The organism is Xanthomonas sp. 3498 (assembly GCF_014199795.1).
Lineage (GTDB): Bacteria > Pseudomonadota > Gammaproteobacteria > Xanthomonadales > Xanthomonadaceae > Xanthomonas_A > Xanthomonas_A rydalmerensis.
This window is the reverse complement of sequence record NZ_JACHOH010000009.1, coordinates 114291-130201: the sequence shown is the minus strand read 5'-3', so window position 1 is coordinate 130201 and position 15911 is coordinate 114291. Positions and strand designations below refer to the sequence as shown.

Below are 15911 nucleotides of genomic sequence, written 5' to 3'. Positions count from 1 at the left end.
ACTCGGAAGTGAAACGCAGCTGCGCCGATGGTAGTGTGGCTCAAGCCATGCGAGAGTAGGTCATCGCCAGGGGCTTTACCCCAAATCCCCGTCCCAAAAGGACGGGGATTTTTTATTGCGTGAGAAAAAAGCGATTGCGCGCAAAAAACTTCGATCCATGCGATTGCTGCGCCAGTCACGCGAACGCCGCAGCGTCGGCCGTAAACCACAGCAAACACCAGCGGCGACTTCACGCCTCTGCTGCGACCGTGATCCTGCCCCGATCATGCGGCCGGCTTCCCTCGCTGCAACCGCATGACCACGCCGTAGAATCGGCCCAACCGCCGGAGCCACGCAGACCTGCACCACCCAATACCTGCGACTGCCGTCGCCATCGTGGCCGCTGCTGCGGTCACGTCGTCTTCTGCACCGTGCGTTTCACAGATCGCCCTGATGGCGTTGTAAGGCAGCTGGCCCGCCTCGATGGCAAGCGCTGAACCAGTGGGGCGCGCCGGCAGGGACGGATGCGGCAAGACATGCGACCGATGCCCGATGCCACAGCGGTCCTGGCGCAGCCCGGCGGGCATTGGCACGGGCATCCTGGGTGGCGGTTGCCGACAGGGGGCTGCGGCCTACCGAACAGATCGCCATGGCCACCCGGAATGCACAGCGCGACAGGCTTTCGGCTCAAGGTGCAGCGTTAAACAGCCTTGCTGCCCGGCACCAGGTCCGGTGCGATCCGCCGCCATTCAATCCCGTCCGAACGCCACTGCATCCGGCCGCGTCTCGCGTCCAGCCGGGCGCCCAGCGAGTCGGCGCCCGGCGCAACCGCGGCGCCACGAGGGGGCCGCGCTACCGTGCCTTGTCCGGCAACAGGCTGATCCCCAAACGCCAGGACGGCGTGCCGTGGCCGAGTTGTTGGGCCAGGCGCGCGCAGGCCGGATCGTAGGCCGCCGCAAGCACCAGCAACGGTACCGCGCCCTCCGCTGCGTACGGCGCACCGATTACGTGGCCGGCTTCGCCGTTGTCCGAGCGCGCCTTGTCGAAGGGCACCTGGCTGCCGACGAACTCGGCATGGCTGCGTTCGCCGCGCAGATACGGCAGCAGCCAGTCGACGCTGCGCGCCAGCGATGCGCCGTTCGGCGCGCGCCAGTGGTACAGATCCTCGCCGCGTTCGGAGAACAGCAGCGCCAGCGTCACCAGCGGGCGCAGGTCGTAGACGTGATAGGACAGCGCATCGCGCTCGACGAAATCGATGCTGCGGCCGTCGGGCAGCAGGTTGTCGGCGATCTGTTGGCGAAAGCCGGTGCGGGCGTAGTCCAGCAAGCGGGTGTCGTCGAGCGCGGCGCCGATCATGCCCACGGTCTTCAGGCGGTGACTGTGCCAGTTGTTGGTGGCGGTCTTGCGCTTGAGATCGCGCGAGCCGATTTCGGCGTCGGCGATCTTTCGCATCCACGCGTCGATGGCGCGGCGTTGCGCGTCCGGCAGCGCCGGGCGGACGATGCGGTAGGCGAAGATCGCCGGTTCCAGCCCGGTCTCGTCGATCGGGTTGCCGTTGGGCACGTTGCGCGCGGCCCATTGTGCAAGTTGGTCGCCCGCGGCCAGCGCGTCCGCGCGCTCGCCCTGCAACGCGAAGCGCAGGGCCAGTGCCTGGATGCGTGGCATGTCGCCGAGGCTGGCTTCGGTCGCCGCCTTCACCGGATCGCCGTGCAGGCGGCCGCCGGTGCTCAGGTTGTCGAGCGGATGCGCGCCCTGTGCGCGTGCCGCATCGGCCAGCCGGGCCTGCGTCGCCTCGACCTCGCGCCAGGTTGGGTCGGTGGCTGCTGACGCATGCAACTGTTGCCATTGTGCTGTGGTCGGCCAAAGCCGCTGTACTGCAGCGGCCGGAGTGCTGTGCGTCAGCGAGAGTCCGGCAAGCACCATGCCGAGCATGGCGTGCGATGAGCGAGGCATGGCGATCTCCAGAGCCAGGTGCGCGAGCGTTGTTGGGCGACTGTAGGCGCCGTGCGGTGAATGGGGGATGGCCCGGGTGCGGGAGCAAGGTGGTCAGCATGCTCGCCGGTTCGTGTATGGCGATTGGGCGTATCGGCGCCAGCGCGGTGGCATGCGCGCCAGGCTGCTTTCTCCCAACCTGAGGCGGCGTGCGCCGAGTCGTTGTGGCAGCGACATGCGCGCCGCTGCGCGGTGCGAGGACATGGAGCAGCAGCGGCTTCAGTCTAGGCGTGCCTGTCCTGTCAGGCCCGCCCGAAGCCACTCCATGACCGGATCGCCCCAATGAGGCGTGCTGATCGCCTTCGCGGCTGCCGGCTGTCGGCTGTCGGCTGCCGAGAAGGTGACGTCATGCTGGATCACCAGGTCGCTTGTGGGGTATCGCGGCATGGGCACGATGGCCATTGAATGCCTGCCAGAGCGCCAACCTCTCATCCGCCGGCGAGGGCGCTTCGCGCTCCGTACCCTCACCCCAACCCCTCTCCCGATGGGAGAGGGGCTTTCGCGTTCCGTTCTCTTCCCGGGACCGCGGCCCTTTTCGGGGAGGCGCCCCGAAAGGGCGGATGAGGGGGCGGGCGATGTCTCGTTCGATGTTCCGTTGCGTCGATGTGCCCGATCACCAGCATCCATTCACCCTCTGCAACGCACCGCCCTACCGGGCCCGATCCAGCAACCAGAGTTCGACGCGCTCGTTGCGTGCCTTGGCCTCCGCGTCCTCGCCGCCGACCAGCGGACGCAGCGCGCCGAGGCCGCGGACGCGTTCTACCGCGACGCCACGTTGCACCAGGTACGCGGCGACGACGTCGGCGCGGTCGTTGCTGGCGATGGTCGGGTACAGGCGGTTGGCGCTGTCGGGGGTAGCGAAGCCGATCACCGCCAGGGCGCGCCCATGCATCGCCGGCTGTTGCATGAAGGCGACCAGCCGGTCCAGGTCCTGGGCGCTGCGCGCTTCGTACATCCCATTGAGCGACTGCAGGCTGAAACGCAGCGTGGTGGTCAGGCGCCGGGCGCCGGCGCTTGCCTGGCCATAGGCAGCATCCGCGCGGGCAGCAACGGTCCCGGTTTGTGGCGTGGCCGGATCCACGTCGATCGCCAGGGAGATCGGGCCGAGCCGACGCACCAGCTGTTGCGCCTGGGGGCCGATCGCATACAGGGCCAGGCTGCGGCCGAGCGCCGACATCATCTGGCCGCCATACAGGCTGTAGCGCTGGACCAGCGGATAGTCCTCGCCGCGCACTGCGGCCGCGCTCGGGGCCACGGCGACACCGCCGTCGGCGATGGCCAGCGCTCGCGTGCCGGCCGGCACCGGCGTGGTCAGTCCGACGATCGCCAGTGCCTCGGGATGGCCGGCGACGGCGCGTGCGGCCTCGGTCAGGTCGGCATGCACGACATCTCCCGGCGCGCGCAGCGCGGGCAGCGCCAGACGTTCGCGCAGGAAGTCGTCGAGCCCGCCGGGCGTGGCGCGACGATGCAGCGCGATCGGCAGGTCTGCGCCGCCGACTTGCGACCAACGGGTCGCGCGTCCACTCAGGATGTCGCGCAATTGCGCCACGCTCAGCTTGGCGATGGGGTTGTCGGCGGCGACCAGGACCCGCGCACCGTCCAGGGCCACGACGAACTGCTGGTCGGGCGAGGTGAGGTCGCCGAGCTGCCAGGCGGCCTCGCGCTCGCGCGCGTCGGGCTGGCGCGCCAGCATCGCCAGCTCGGCATCACCATGCACGAGGTCGGCGATGCCGGCGGCCGAGCCGGTGCCAGCGATCTCGACCACCAGCGGCGCATCGTCGCGCACCGCGGCGATCTCCAGCGTGGTCGCATCGACGCGACGACGTTGCAGTTGCCGGTAGCCCATGCTCTGCAGCCAGGATTCCACCAGCGCCGGCATCAGCCGCGCGCCGAGGCTGTTGGAGCCGTGCACGCGCAGGCGCTCGGCCGGTTGCGCAGACGCGGATGGAAGCGCGCACAGCGTGGCCGCGCCGAGCAGCAGCAGGCGCAGGGTGAAACGCAACATGGGATCCCCCCTGGGATCTGGACAGGCGCGGCAGTGTTGGCGATCGGCGTGACATCGCGGTGACTGTGCGCGCGGTCACGCACGACAACGCGGCGTCACGGCGTGACCTGTCGGCGGTCCGCGCGCGATGCGATCGCGCGGGACCGGAGGAACGTCAGGCAGACGCGAGGCGGCGGGCGGCGGCTTGCGCCCAGCGTGCGGCGATCGCCGGCGAGGTGATGCACACGGCGCTGTCGGTGACCGTGGTCACCGCGCGCTCCAGCAACTGGATATCGGCTTCGTGCTGGCGCGCGACATGCGGATCCTCGAAGAAGATCGCGCGGTGGCAGCGCCGTTCCAGCACGCGATCGGCGATCTGCGCGTCGCCGCCCATCGGGCCGCTCTGGTAGCGGTGCACCCAGGGCTGGCCCTGCGGCCAGCCGCGGCTCCAGGCCAGTTCGTTGAGCCGCTGTCCAGTGGTGCCGGTGGCCACGCGCTCGGCGAAGCGCGACAGCAGATCGAAATGTTCGCTGGCGAAGGCCAGCATCTGCGGCTTCATCGCATCGTGCGCGATCAGCGCCAGGGTCTGCCGTTGCAGCGCGTACAGATCGTCGGCGCTGCGGTCCGGAGCCAGCGCGGCGTGGATGCGTTCCATCTCCACCCAGTCGCGGGCGCTGGCCACGGTGGAGATGAACGGCTTGCCGTGGATCACGCACTGGCGCTTGAGTGCGATCGCCTCGGGAAAGATCGAGGACGGGTCGACCGGATCGATCAGGTAGATGGCGCCGTCGAGGGTGCGCTCGGCGCCTTCCAGGCCCACGACTTCGGCCACCAGCTTCATCAGTCCGCCCTCGCGGCCGAACGGGTAGCGCGTGAGGCCGGCATAGCCGTGCAACAACCCGGCACGCACGATCGCCTCGTGGGTGCGGCCGACCGCATGCAGGCCGAGCTGCAGCTCGCGGATGCCGGCCTCGCTGGCATGCAGCCAGCGGAACAGCGCGGCGTCCTTGCCCTGGTGGTGCAGTCGGTTGGCGGCCAGGCCCAGGCGCATGCGTCGATCCGTGCGGGAAAGGTGCGACAGTCTGCGCCCGATCGCGGCGCAGACTCAATCGCGATGCGATCGCCGTGCCGCCGCCGCCGATCGCGGCCCCGCTGGTGTCATTGCGTGACCTGCTGCGCACGTACCGCCAGCACGTCCATCTGCGGCTTGTCGGCGCCGCTCTTGTCCGGCTGCAGGTTGAATGCATAGTCGCTGCGCCACCAGGCGCCGCCGGCCCAGGCGGTCCAGCCCAGCCATACGTCGCCGTTGGCGTGGACGTAGTCGAGCATGGTGTCGAGTGCGGCCAGGCAGGTGGCGTCGCTGCTGCCGCCGAACTCGCCGAGGAACCCGCGATAGCCGTTGGCGCGCAACCACTGGGTGAACCCCTGCAGACGGTCCGCGCCGATGCTGCTGCCGACGCAGGCGGCGCTGGTGCCGGAGGAGTCGGGATCCAGGTACTGGTGCACTTCGAATGCCAGGTTGTCGGCGGGGTCGTGCACCGCCAGCAAGGCCTGCGCGTTGGACACGCCGTACCAGGTGCTGTTCCAACTGTGCGCGCCACTGAAGGCCGTGCCGGGCACCAGGATCAGATTGTCGGCGCCGGTGCCGCGGATCGCGTCGATCGACGCCTGTGCGATGGCGGCCCAATCGCCCGAAGCGAGGCCGTTGGGTTCGTTCATCAGCCCGAATACCACGCTGGCGTCGTTGCCGAAGACCAGCGACAGGCGCCGCCACAGATCGGCCAGCGCTGCCGCCGGGACCGCGTCGCCGCCGATGCGCACGCCGTCGTACTTGGCGTAGTTGTGCACGTCCAGGATCAACTGCAGGTCGTAGCGCTTGGCGCGTTCGACCGCGGTGCGCAGGGCGTCGAGCTGCACGGGGTCGAGCGGGCCGTTGGCCAGCGGCTGCAGCCGCTCCCACAGGAACGGCAGGCGCACGATGTTCATGCCCTGCGCGGCGGTGTACGCATAGTCGGCGTCGGTGGGATACACATAGTCCTTGAACAGCACGCCGGGCTTCTTCGCCGAATTGAACTCGGCACCGGCCAGGTTGATGCCGGCATAGCGCAGCGTCTGCTGCGCGTGGGCGAATGGCACGCAGGCGGCAAGGAGCAGGCATAGCGCGGCGCGACGCCGCCATTGCGAGGAACGGGAAACGTGGTCGATGCGTGGCATGACGGATCCTTCGTGGGGAAGAGCGACAGGCGCCGCCGCGATGCGGCGTGCGCGGCCATCGCACACCGCTGCAACCGCCATGCCAGAGCGATCGTGGTCGTCAGGAAAGTGCGACGCATTGCACGTCGCATGTCATGTGCCGGTGCGCGCGCCGCTGTCGCGTGCGTCGTCGCATGCGTTCGTCGTTGCGCCGGCGCCGCGCTCAGCGTGTGATGCGCTGCGCCCAGGGCGCGAGGATCGTCATCTGCGGACGGTCATGGCCGTCGGCGTCGGGCTGCACGTTGAACGGATAGTCGGCGCGCCACCAGGCGCCGCCGGCCCAATAGCTCCAGCCCAGCCACAGCGTCGGATGCTGCGCGATGTCGGCGAGCATGCCGTCCAGGGCGCGGCGGCAGACCGGATTGTCGGCGGCGGCGAATTCGCCGAGAAAGCCGAGATGACCGGTCTGCTGCAGCCAGCCGGTGAAGGCGTGCAGGCGTTCGGCGCCGATGTCCGCGCTCACGCAGACCGGGCTGGTGCCGCTGGAATCGGCGTCCAGGTACTGGTGCACTTCGATCGCCACGCGTTGCAGCGGGTCGCGCAGCGTGGCCAGCGCATCGGCGTTGGAGGCGCCGGCCACCGGCGTGTACCAGCTATGCGCGCCGGTCCACAGCGCGCCCGGCACCAGGATCAGGTTGCTGGCGCCGGTGCCGCGGATCGCGTCGACGGCGGCCTGCGCCGCGGTGGCCCACGCGGCCGGGGTGATGCCGTGCGGCTCGTTCATCAGCCCGAAGACCACTGCATTGTCGCTGCCGTAGGCGCGCGCCAGACGCTGCCACAGGTCGACGAAGGCGGCGACCGGCAGGCCGGTGCTGCCGATGAGGCGGCCGTCGTAGCGCGCGTAGTTGTGGATGTCCACGATCACGTACATGCCCTGCGCCTTGGCCTGCTGCACGGCGTCGTCGATCAGTGCCAGTTGCGCGGCGTCGAGCGGGCCGCGCGGTTGCGGCTGCAGGCGTTCCCAGCGCACCGGCAGGCGCAGCAGGTTCATGCCCTTGCCGGCGAAGTAGGTGTAGTCGCTGCTGCGCGGATAGGTGTAGTCGACACCGACCACGCCGGGAATCTTCGACGGCGCGATCTCCGCGCCGGACAGGTTGACGCCGGCGAAGCGCAGCGCTTCCTGTGCGTGCAGCGACGCCAGCGGAACAGACAGGCAAAGCAGCAGTGCGGCACGCAAGGCGTGCCGCGAACGCCGCCGCAAGGTGCGCGCGATCATGGTGGGTCTCCTTCGGCATCAGAGGGGGAACCCGGTCGAGGGAGATGTCAGGCCGGGCTGATGACTACGGTGTGCGGACACCGTAGTGCATTGCCGAGGACGAGGCGATGCCTTGCATGCGCGCATGCATGGATCTGTGCGGCTATTGGCAGCGCGAACCGGCACTGGATCGCGCTGCACCACGCGTGCAGCGCGAACGCCGTGCGCCGTGCTGCGGTGATACGCGAGGTGTTGCCGGCATGCGGCGCCGGCAACGGCGGCTCACTTCTTGCCGGTGATCTCGCGGGCGTACTTGGACAGGATCGCCATCTGCGGCTTTTCGCTGCCGTCCTTGCCGGGCTGCACATTGAACGGATAGTCGGGCTTCCACCACGCGCCGGCCGCCCACCAGGTCCAACCCAGGATCACGTCGTCGTTCTTCTGCATGTAGCTGAGCATGTTCTCCAGCGCCTGGTTGCAGGTGGGCGTGTTGGCGGTGGCGAACTCGCCGATGAAGCCGACCTTCTTGTTTTCGCGCAGCCAGCTGACGAACCCGGCCAGCTTCTCGGCGCCGGCGGTGGCGCTGACGCACTCGCCCTTGGTGCCGCTGTTGTCGCGGTCCAGGTACTGGTGCGCTTCGAACGCCATGCGGTTGCGCGGATCCTTGAGCGGCTGCAGCGCCACCGCGTTGGATGTGCCGTAGGACGTGCTGCGCCAGCTGTGCGCGCCGGTGTAGGCGGTGCCCGGCACCAGGATCAGGTTGTTGGCGCCGGCCTTGCGGATGGCGTCGATCGCGGCCTGCGCCGCGCTGGCCCAGTCGGTCGAGGACACCGCGTTGGGCTCGTTCATCAGCCCGAAGATGACGTTGTCGTCGCCCTTGAACTCTTTGGCCAGGCGCCGCCACAGATCGGCGAACACCGCGTCCGGGGCGCCCTCGCTGCCGACCAGCGCGCCGTTGTACTTGGCGTAGTTGTGCGGATCCAGGATCAGGTACAGGCGGTTGGCCTTGGCCTGTTCCACCGACTTCTTCAACAACGCCAGTTGCGCCGGGTCGAACTCGCCCTTGGCGGTGGGCTGCAGGCGCTCCCACAGGAACGGCAGGCGGATGGTGTTCATGCCCTTGCTGGCGAAGTAGCTGTAGTCGGTCGCCGTCGGGTAGGTGTAGTCCTTGTACAGCACGCCGGGCTTCTTGCCGGAGTTGAACTCGGCGCCGGACAGGTTGACGCCGGCGTACTTGAGCACGCTGCGGCCTTCGGCGGCGGCGTTGCAGGCGACGGCGGCCAGCAGCAGCGCCAGCGGCAGGGAACGCCAGCGCGGGGAACACGACGAGGAAAGCGACATGGGGGAGCTTCCTGGAGTGAGGGGAGGCGCCGTCCGCGTCGGGGGAGTGCGGGCGGCACGCGCAAGGGTGCAAGGATCGCCCCCGTGATCGCCAGCCTGCATGCACCCGTGTTAGCCCGGCATTCACCTGGCGCAGACACGCCGCGCGCGGACGTTTGCTGCGTCACGGCGCGTGCGTGGTGCAGCCGGCAGCGGCGGCGTGACCGCGGTCGCGGCAATGCGTCCACCGTCTGCGCGCCAGTTGGGCGCAGCGAAGGTTGCGCGGTGGAGGGATGATCGCTGGAGACCAGCGATGCCGCGCGCGTCACGGATCTCGGCGAATGCGTGACACAGCGGTCCGGCGAATGCCGCTTTCGCCGCATCCGCCAGTCCTGCAAGGTCTTGCCGCCGTAACGCTGCCGCGATCGCAGCAGCGTCGCTCAGGCAGCGGCCTGGGTCGTCACCGGTAGGCGGTTGCCGATCCATTCGGCGATGCTGGCCGCGGCGTCGCGGCCTTCGGCCACCGCGGTGACCACCAGATCGGCGCCGCGCACCGCGTCGCCGCCGGCGAACAGTTTCGGGTTGGTGGTCTGGTACGGCAGGCGGCCGCTGCCGTCGGGCTCGCTGCCGCCGGCGAGGATGCGACCGTTGACGGTGCCTTCCACGCCCTGCGCGGCCAGCCACTCGGGCACGCTCGGCGAGAAGCCGAAGGCGATGATGACCACGTCCGCGTCCAGCAGCGATTCGCTGCCTTCCACCGGGACCGCCGCCTCGCGTCCGCGCGCGTCCGGCTCGCCCAGACGGGTCTGCACCACGCGCACGCCGACCAGGTTGCCGGCAGCGTCGGCTTCCACCGCCAGCGGCTGGCGGTTGAACAGGAAGCGCACGCCTTCCTCGCGGGCATTGGCCACCTCGCGCGCCGAGCCGGGCATGTTGGCCTCGTCGCGGCGGTAGGCGCAGGTGACCTTGGCCGCGCCCAGGCGGATCGCGCTGCGCACGCAGTCCATGCCGGTATCGCCGCCGCCCAGCACGACCACGCGCTTGCCGCTGAGGTCGGGCAGCGCGATCTTGTCTTCCCAGCCGGCGATCGGCCGGCCCCAGGGATCGTTGCCGCCGACGATGCGGCTGTTCTGCACCAGGAACGGCAGCGCCGGCAGCACGCCGGGCAGATCCTGGCCGGGCAGGCCGCCATCGGTGTAGCGATAGGCGCCGGTGCCCAGGAACACCGCGTCGTACTCGCCGAGCAGCTGCTCCAGGCTCACGTCGCGGCCGATCTCCACGCCCAGCCGGAACTGCACGCCCATGCCTTCGAGCACCTCGCGGCGCTTGCCGATCACGCTCTTGTCCAGCTTGAAGCTGGGGATGCCGAACTGCAGCAATCCGCCGATCTGCTCGTAGCGGTCGTACACCACCGCCTGGATGCCAGCGCGGGCCAGACGGTCGGCGCAGCTCAGCCCGGCCGGGCCGGCGCCGATCACCGCCACGCGCTTGCCGGTGGGCTCGACCTGGCTCAGGTCCGGGCGCCAGCCGTTGTTGAGCGCGGTGTCGACGATGTACTTCTCGACCGCACCGATGGTGACCGCACCGAACTCCTCCAGCGTGCAGCTGCCTTCGCACAGGCGATCCTGCGGGCACACCCGGCCGCACACTTCCGGCAGCGGGTTGGTGCTGTGGCACAGCGCCGCGGCCTCTTCGATGCGGTTTTCCTGCACCAGCTGCAGCCACTGCGGGATGGCGTTGTGCACCGGACACTTCCAGCTGCAGTACGGGTTGCCGCAATCCAGGCAGCGCCCGGCCTGGTACTGCGCATCGGCCTTGTCGAACTTGCCGTACAGCTCGTTCCAGTCGCCGGAGGTGCGCAGTTCCACCGGAATGCGTTGCGGCATCTGCCGCGGCAGGTCGAGGAACTGGAAGGCGTGTTTGCGGCTCATAGGGCTGGGATTCGTAATTGGGGATTGGGGATTCGCGAACCCCGGGAGAGGGCGCTGGGGTGGGACGAATCCCGAATCCCCAATGCCCAATCCCGGCCGTTGCGGTGCGCCGCCATCAGGCGGCTCGGCGCAGCGACTCAGTCAACGACTCGATGCTCGCCGCCTTCGGTTTGACCAGCCAGAACTTGCCGACGTAGTCGCGGAATTCGTCGAGGATCTGCTGCGCCCAGATGCTGCCGGTCAACTCGCGGTGGCGGCTGATCAGTTTGTGCAGGTGCTGGCGGTGGCTCTCGAAGCCTTCGGCGGAGATGCGATGAATGTCGATCAGTTCGTGGTTGTAGCGGTCGACGAAGTCGCGGTCCACGTCGAGCACGTAGGCCAGGCCGCCGGTGAAGCCGGCGCCGAAGTTCAGCCCGACCTTGCCCAGCACCAGCACGATGCCGTCGGTCATGTACTCGCAGCAGTGGTCGCCGGCACCCTCGATCACCGCCAGCGCGCCGGAATTGCGCACCGCGAAGCGCTCGCCGGCGCGGCCGGCCGCATACAGCTCGCCGCCGGTGGCGCCGTACAGGCAGGTGTTGCCGACGATCGCGGTGCTGCGCGCCTCGAAGCGCGCCCCGCGCGGCGGGCGCACCACCAGCCGGCCGCCGGCCATGCCCTTGCCGACGTAGTCGTTGGCCTCGCCCTCCAGTTCCAGCTGCAGGCCGCCGGCGTTGAACGCGCCGAAGCTCTGCCCGGCCGAGCCGCGGAAGCGCAGGGTCAGCGGCGCATCGGCCATGCCATGGTTGCCGTGGATGCGGGCGATGGCACCGGACAGGCGCGCACCGATCGAGCGGTCGGTGTTGTGGATCAGGAAGCGATGATCGCCGCCGGTCTTCTTGGCGATCGCGTCGGCGAGCAGGCCGTCCATCTGCGTGGCCAGGCTGTCCGGCGATTCGTACAGGCGCTGCGCGGCGCAGTGGCCGCCGTCGTGGCGCACGTCCTTGAGCAGCCGCGACAGGTCCACGCGCACGCCTTCGCGCGGCGACACGTCCAGTTGCTGCAGCAGTTCGGTGCGGCCGACGATCTCGTCCAGCGAGCGCACGCCCAGGTACGACAGCCATTGCCGCACTTCCTCGGCCAGCAGGCGGAAGAAATTCTCCACGCGCTCGGGCAGGCCGACGAAATAGTTGGCGCGCAGGCGCTCGTCCTGGGTGGCCACGCCGGTGGCGCAGTTGTTGAGGTGGCAGATGCGCAGGTACTTGCAGCCGAGCACGATCATCGGGCCGGTGCCGAAGCCGAAGCTGTCCGCGCCCAGGATCGCCGCCTTGACCACGTCCAGGCCGGTCTTCAGGCCGCCGTCGGTCTGCAGGATGGTGCGCGACCGCAGATCGTTGGCGACCAGCGCCTGGTGCGACTCGGCCACGCCCAGTTCCCACGGCACGCCGGCGTAGCGGATCGAGCTGACCGGGCTGGCGCCGGTGCCGCCGTCGTGGCCGGACACGGTGATCAGGTCGGCGCCGGCCTTGACCACGCCGGCGGCGATGGTGCCCACGCCGGCATGGCTGACCAGCTTCACCGACACCAGCGCGCTGGGGTTGACCTGCTTGAGGTCGTAGATCAACTGCGCCAGGTCTTCGATCGAGTAGATGTCGTGATGCGGCGGCGGCGAGATCAGGCCGATGCCCGGCTTGGCGTAGCGCAGCCGCGCGATCAGTTCGTTGACCTTGTGCCCGGGCAGCTGGCCGCCTTCGCCGGGCTTGGCGCCCTGCGCGACCTTGATCTGCAGCACCTCGGCGTTGACCAGGTATTCGGGGGTGACGCCGAAGCGGCCGGAGGCCACCTGCTTGATCTTGGATCGCTTCTCGGTGCCGTAGCGCGCCGGGTCTTCGCCGCCTTCGCCGGAATTGCTGCGCCCGCCGAGGCGGTTCATCGCGATCGCCAGCGCCTCGTGCGCCTCCGGCGACAGCGCGCCGAGGCTGATCGCGGCGGTGTCGAAGCGGCGCAGCAGGTCCTCGGCCGGTGCCACCTCGTCCAGCGGCGTCGGCGTCTCAGCGCGCTTGAGCTGCAGCAGGTCGCGCAGGGCCGAGGCCGGGCGCCCGTGCACCGCGGCGGCGTAGGCGTCCCAGTCGGCCTGCAGGCCGCTGCGCGTGGCGCGCTGCAGGGTCAGCACCACGTCCGGGTTGTACATGTGGTACTCGCCGCCGTGCACGTACTTGAGCAGGCCGCCCACTTCCGGCTTGAGCAGGTCGTTCCAGGCGCGCGCGGCCAGTTGCCGCGCCTCGGTGTCCAGCCGCGCCAGGTTCACCCCGCCGATGCGCGCGGCGGTGTCCGGGAAGCACAGCGCCACCACGTCCGGATCCAGCCCGACGATCTCGAACAGTTGCGCGCCGCGGTAGCTGGCGATGGTGCAGATGCCCATCTTGGAGATGATCTTGGACAGGCCCTTGTAGATGCCCTTGCGGTACTTGCGGCCGATCTGGGTCTGCTCGCCGCCGCTCTTGAGCAGCAGGATGCCGCGCCGGCCCAGGTCGAACAGGGTCTGGTAGGCCAGGTACGGATACACCGCGGTGGCGCCGAAGCCGAGCAGGCAGGCCATGTGGTGCGGATCGCGCGCGGTGCCGGTCTCGATGATCAGGTTGACGTCGCAGCGCAGGCCGACCCGCGAGAGGTGGTGGTGCACCGCGCCGGTGGCCAGCAGCGCATGCGCCATCGGCCGTTCCGGCACCGGGTAGCGGTCGGTCAGCAGCAGCATGACCTTGCCGTCGCGCGCGGCCTGTTCGGCCTCGGCGCAGATGCGCTTGAGCCCGGCCTCCAGGCCTTCCTCGACGCTGTAGGACAGGTCGATCTGCGCGTTGCGGGTCTGGTACTGCTCCATCTTCAGCAACTGCCGCAGCTTGCGCTGGCTGAGCACCGGCGAGTTGAGGATGACGTGGTTCACCGTCTCCGGGCCGGCATGGAAGATGTTGGTCTCCTTGCCGAGCTGGGTGGTCAGCGACATCACGCAGTCTTCCCGCAACGGGTCGATCGGCGGGTTGGTGACCTGCGCGAACGCCTGGCGGAAGTAGTCGTACAGCGGCCGGGTATGGCGGCTGAGCACCGCCATCGGCGTGTCGTCGCCCATCGAGCCGGTGGCTTCCTGCTCGGTCTCGGCCAGCGGCCGCAGCACCTGCTCCACTTCCTCGGTGCTGAGCTGGAACAGCTTGTGGTAGCTGCGCAGGGTGCGCTCGTCGAACGGCTCCTCGACCAGCGAAGGGTCGATCAGCTCGGTCTGCAGGTAGGTCACGCCCTGCTGCAGCCACTGCTTGTACGGCGCGCGGCCGCGGTTGATGCGGTCGATGGCGTCGGAGTCGAGCAGGTCGCCGCGCTTGAGGTCGATGGCCATCATCTCGCCGGGGCCGAGCTTGCCCTTGCGGGTGACGCGCTCGGCCGGCAGTTCCCACACGCCGGCTTCGGAGGCGACCAGGAAATGCCGGTCGGAGGTCAGCATCCAGCGGGCGGGGCGCAGGCCGTTGCGGTCGAGCATGCAGGCGGCGTAGCGGCCGTCGCAGGCGACGATGCCGGCCGGGCCGTCCCACGGCTCGGTGTTGAGCCCATAGAACTCGTAGAACGCGGCCAGGTCGGCGTCCTTGAACTCCAGCGACTGGGTGGCCGGCGGCACCAGGATGCGCAGCGCCTGCAGCAGGTCCATGCCGCCGGCGACCAGCAGCTCGAGCATGTTGTCCAGGCTCTGCGAATCGGAGCCGTGCATGGAGATCACCGGGTCGAACTCGGCGATGTCGAAGCGCGGGGTCTGCCACACCTTGCTGCGCGCCTGCGCCCAGTGCCGGTTGCCCTCGATGGTGTTGATCTCGCCGTTGTGCGCGAGCAGGCGGAACGGATGCGCCAGCGGCCAGCGCGGCAGCGTGTTGGTGGAGAAGCGCTGGTGGAACACGATGGCGCTGGAGGCCAGGTCGTTGCGCTGCAGGTCCGGGTAGAAGGTGCTGAGCTTGTCCGGCAGCACCATGCCCTTGTAGCTGATGCCGTTGGGCGAGAGCGTGGTCACGTAGAAATCGGCGACCTCGCGCAGGCGCTGCTCGGCGCGGCGGCGCGCCAGGAACAGGGCCAGGGCGAAGGCGTCCTCGCCCTGCTCGGCGCCGGCGTCGACGAACACCTGCTCGATGCGCGGCAGGGTGTCCTTGGCCAGTTGCCCACACACCGCATCGTCGGTGGGGGTGAGGCGCCAGCCGCAGGGCTGCACGTCGACGCGGCGCAGTTCCTCTTCCAGCACCTGGCGGCAGCGTGCGGCATCGGCAGCGTCGCGCGGCAGGAACACGTTGCCGGCGGCGAAGCGCGCGCCGACGCTCAAACCGGCCTCGCGCGCCAGCGCGCGCAGGAACGGCTCGGGTTTGCGGATCAACAGGCCGCAGCCGTCGCCGGTGAGGCCGTCGGCGGCGACGCCGCCGCGATGGGTCATGCGCGACAGCGCGGCAATGGCGGTATCCACCAGCGCCCGCGAAGGTTGGTCGTCGAGCTGCGCGACCATGCCGAAACCACAGGCATCGCGCTCGTCTTGGGGGTCGTAGAGCCCGTGGCGGTTGCGGGGGGCCATGTCTGCCTCTGAAAGCGATCCGAAGGAACGCGGCGACACTCGCCCCCGCTCTGTCCTGGAGCGCTTCTTGAGGTCACCGGAATCCCGACTAAAACATAGTTGGTGCGGTGCCGCAATACACCGTTACACCTGCAACTTCAGTGCTGGCGGCGACGCTGCCACCGTTGCCGCACCGGGGTCCTGGCCGAGCGCTCAGCCGCAGCGCACGCCGGTGATCTGGTTCTTGTCGTCGACCTCGATGTTGAGCCGTTCGCCGTTGAACTCCATGGTCACCGCCTGGTTCGGCTTGAGCACGCGCGCCATCTTGGCGCCGGTGTCGCTGCGCGCCTGATCCAGCAGGTCCGGTGCGAAGGTCTGGCCGACCAGGCCCTGCGCCTGCGAGGCATCGCAGGTCCCCACCGGCGGTGCGTCCGGGGCACTGGCCGGGTCCGGCGCCGCGGCCTGCTGCGCGGCGGCCTGGGCCTTGGCGGTCACCTGTTCCTGCTCGTCCGGCGGCGGCGCGCCGCAGGCGGCCAAGGCCAGCGCCAGGCAGGCCGTGCCGAGCAGGCCGACACACGTGGACGCACGGGAGGAAAGGGGTGTGCTCATCGGGGCTCCTATGGATGGAGGGAAGATGGGGTGAAGCATAGAACGTGCGCCGCGCTTTGAGACCGGCCGGGGCCATCGGCGGCGAACGGCACCGCCGAC

10 protein-coding genes are annotated in these 15911 nt (G+C 69.5%); all 10 read right to left on the bottom strand.

The features are described 5' to 3' along the window. The coding region (locus GGR66_RS21055) for a hypothetical protein (protein ID WP_221236536.1) at positions 1-233 on the bottom strand (233 nt) is incomplete at its 3' end. Positions 234-831: 598 nt separating this feature from the next. Then, complete coding sequence (locus GGR66_RS20310) at positions 832-1932, bottom strand: alginate lyase family protein (RefSeq protein WP_255421813.1); 1101 nt, start codon at positions 1930-1932, stop codon at positions 832-834. A 688-nt stretch (positions 1933-2620) separates the two neighbouring features. Then, entirely contained in the window at positions 2621-3976 is a 1356-nt protein-coding gene (locus tag GGR66_RS20305; RefSeq protein ID WP_184450270.1) for a substrate-binding domain-containing protein, read from the bottom strand. Between the two features lie 154 nt (positions 3977-4130). Then, a complete protein-coding gene (locus GGR66_RS20300; RefSeq protein ID WP_184450268.1) occupies positions 4131-5006 on the bottom strand; it encodes a methylglyoxal synthase in 876 nt (291 codons plus the stop codon). Between the two features lie 107 nt (positions 5007-5113). Further along, positions 5114-6169, bottom strand: a complete 1056-nt coding sequence (locus tag GGR66_RS20295; RefSeq protein WP_184450266.1) for a glycoside hydrolase family 5 protein — start codon at positions 6167-6169, stop codon at positions 5114-5116. 202 nt (positions 6170-6371) lie between these two features. Further along, positions 6372-7424, bottom strand: a complete 1053-nt coding sequence (locus tag GGR66_RS20290) for a glycoside hydrolase family 5 protein (RefSeq protein ID WP_184450264.1) — start codon at positions 7422-7424, stop codon at positions 6372-6374. Positions 7425-7685: 261 nt separating this feature from the next. Then, complete coding sequence (locus GGR66_RS20285; protein WP_184450262.1) at positions 7686-8744, bottom strand: glycoside hydrolase family 5 protein; 1059 nt, start codon at positions 8742-8744, stop codon at positions 7686-7688. A gap of 419 nt (positions 8745-9163) precedes the next feature. Then, positions 9164-10654 (bottom strand): FAD-dependent oxidoreductase, encoded by a 1491-nt coding sequence (locus tag GGR66_RS20280; RefSeq protein ID WP_184450260.1) that lies wholly within the window; start codon positions 10652-10654, stop codon positions 9164-9166. Positions 10655-10769: 115 nt separating this feature from the next. Further along, positions 10770-15224 carry a glutamate synthase large subunit gene (gltB, locus tag GGR66_RS20275; RefSeq protein ID WP_184450258.1) on the bottom strand — a complete coding sequence of 1485 codons (4455 nt, stop codon included), beginning with the start codon at positions 15222-15224 and terminating at the stop codon, positions 10770-10772. Between the two features lie 192 nt (positions 15225-15416). Next, a complete protein-coding gene (locus tag GGR66_RS20270) occupies positions 15417-15812 on the bottom strand; it encodes an I78 family peptidase inhibitor (RefSeq protein WP_255421812.1) in 396 nt (131 codons plus the stop codon). Positions 15813-15911: the final 99 nt, after the last annotated feature.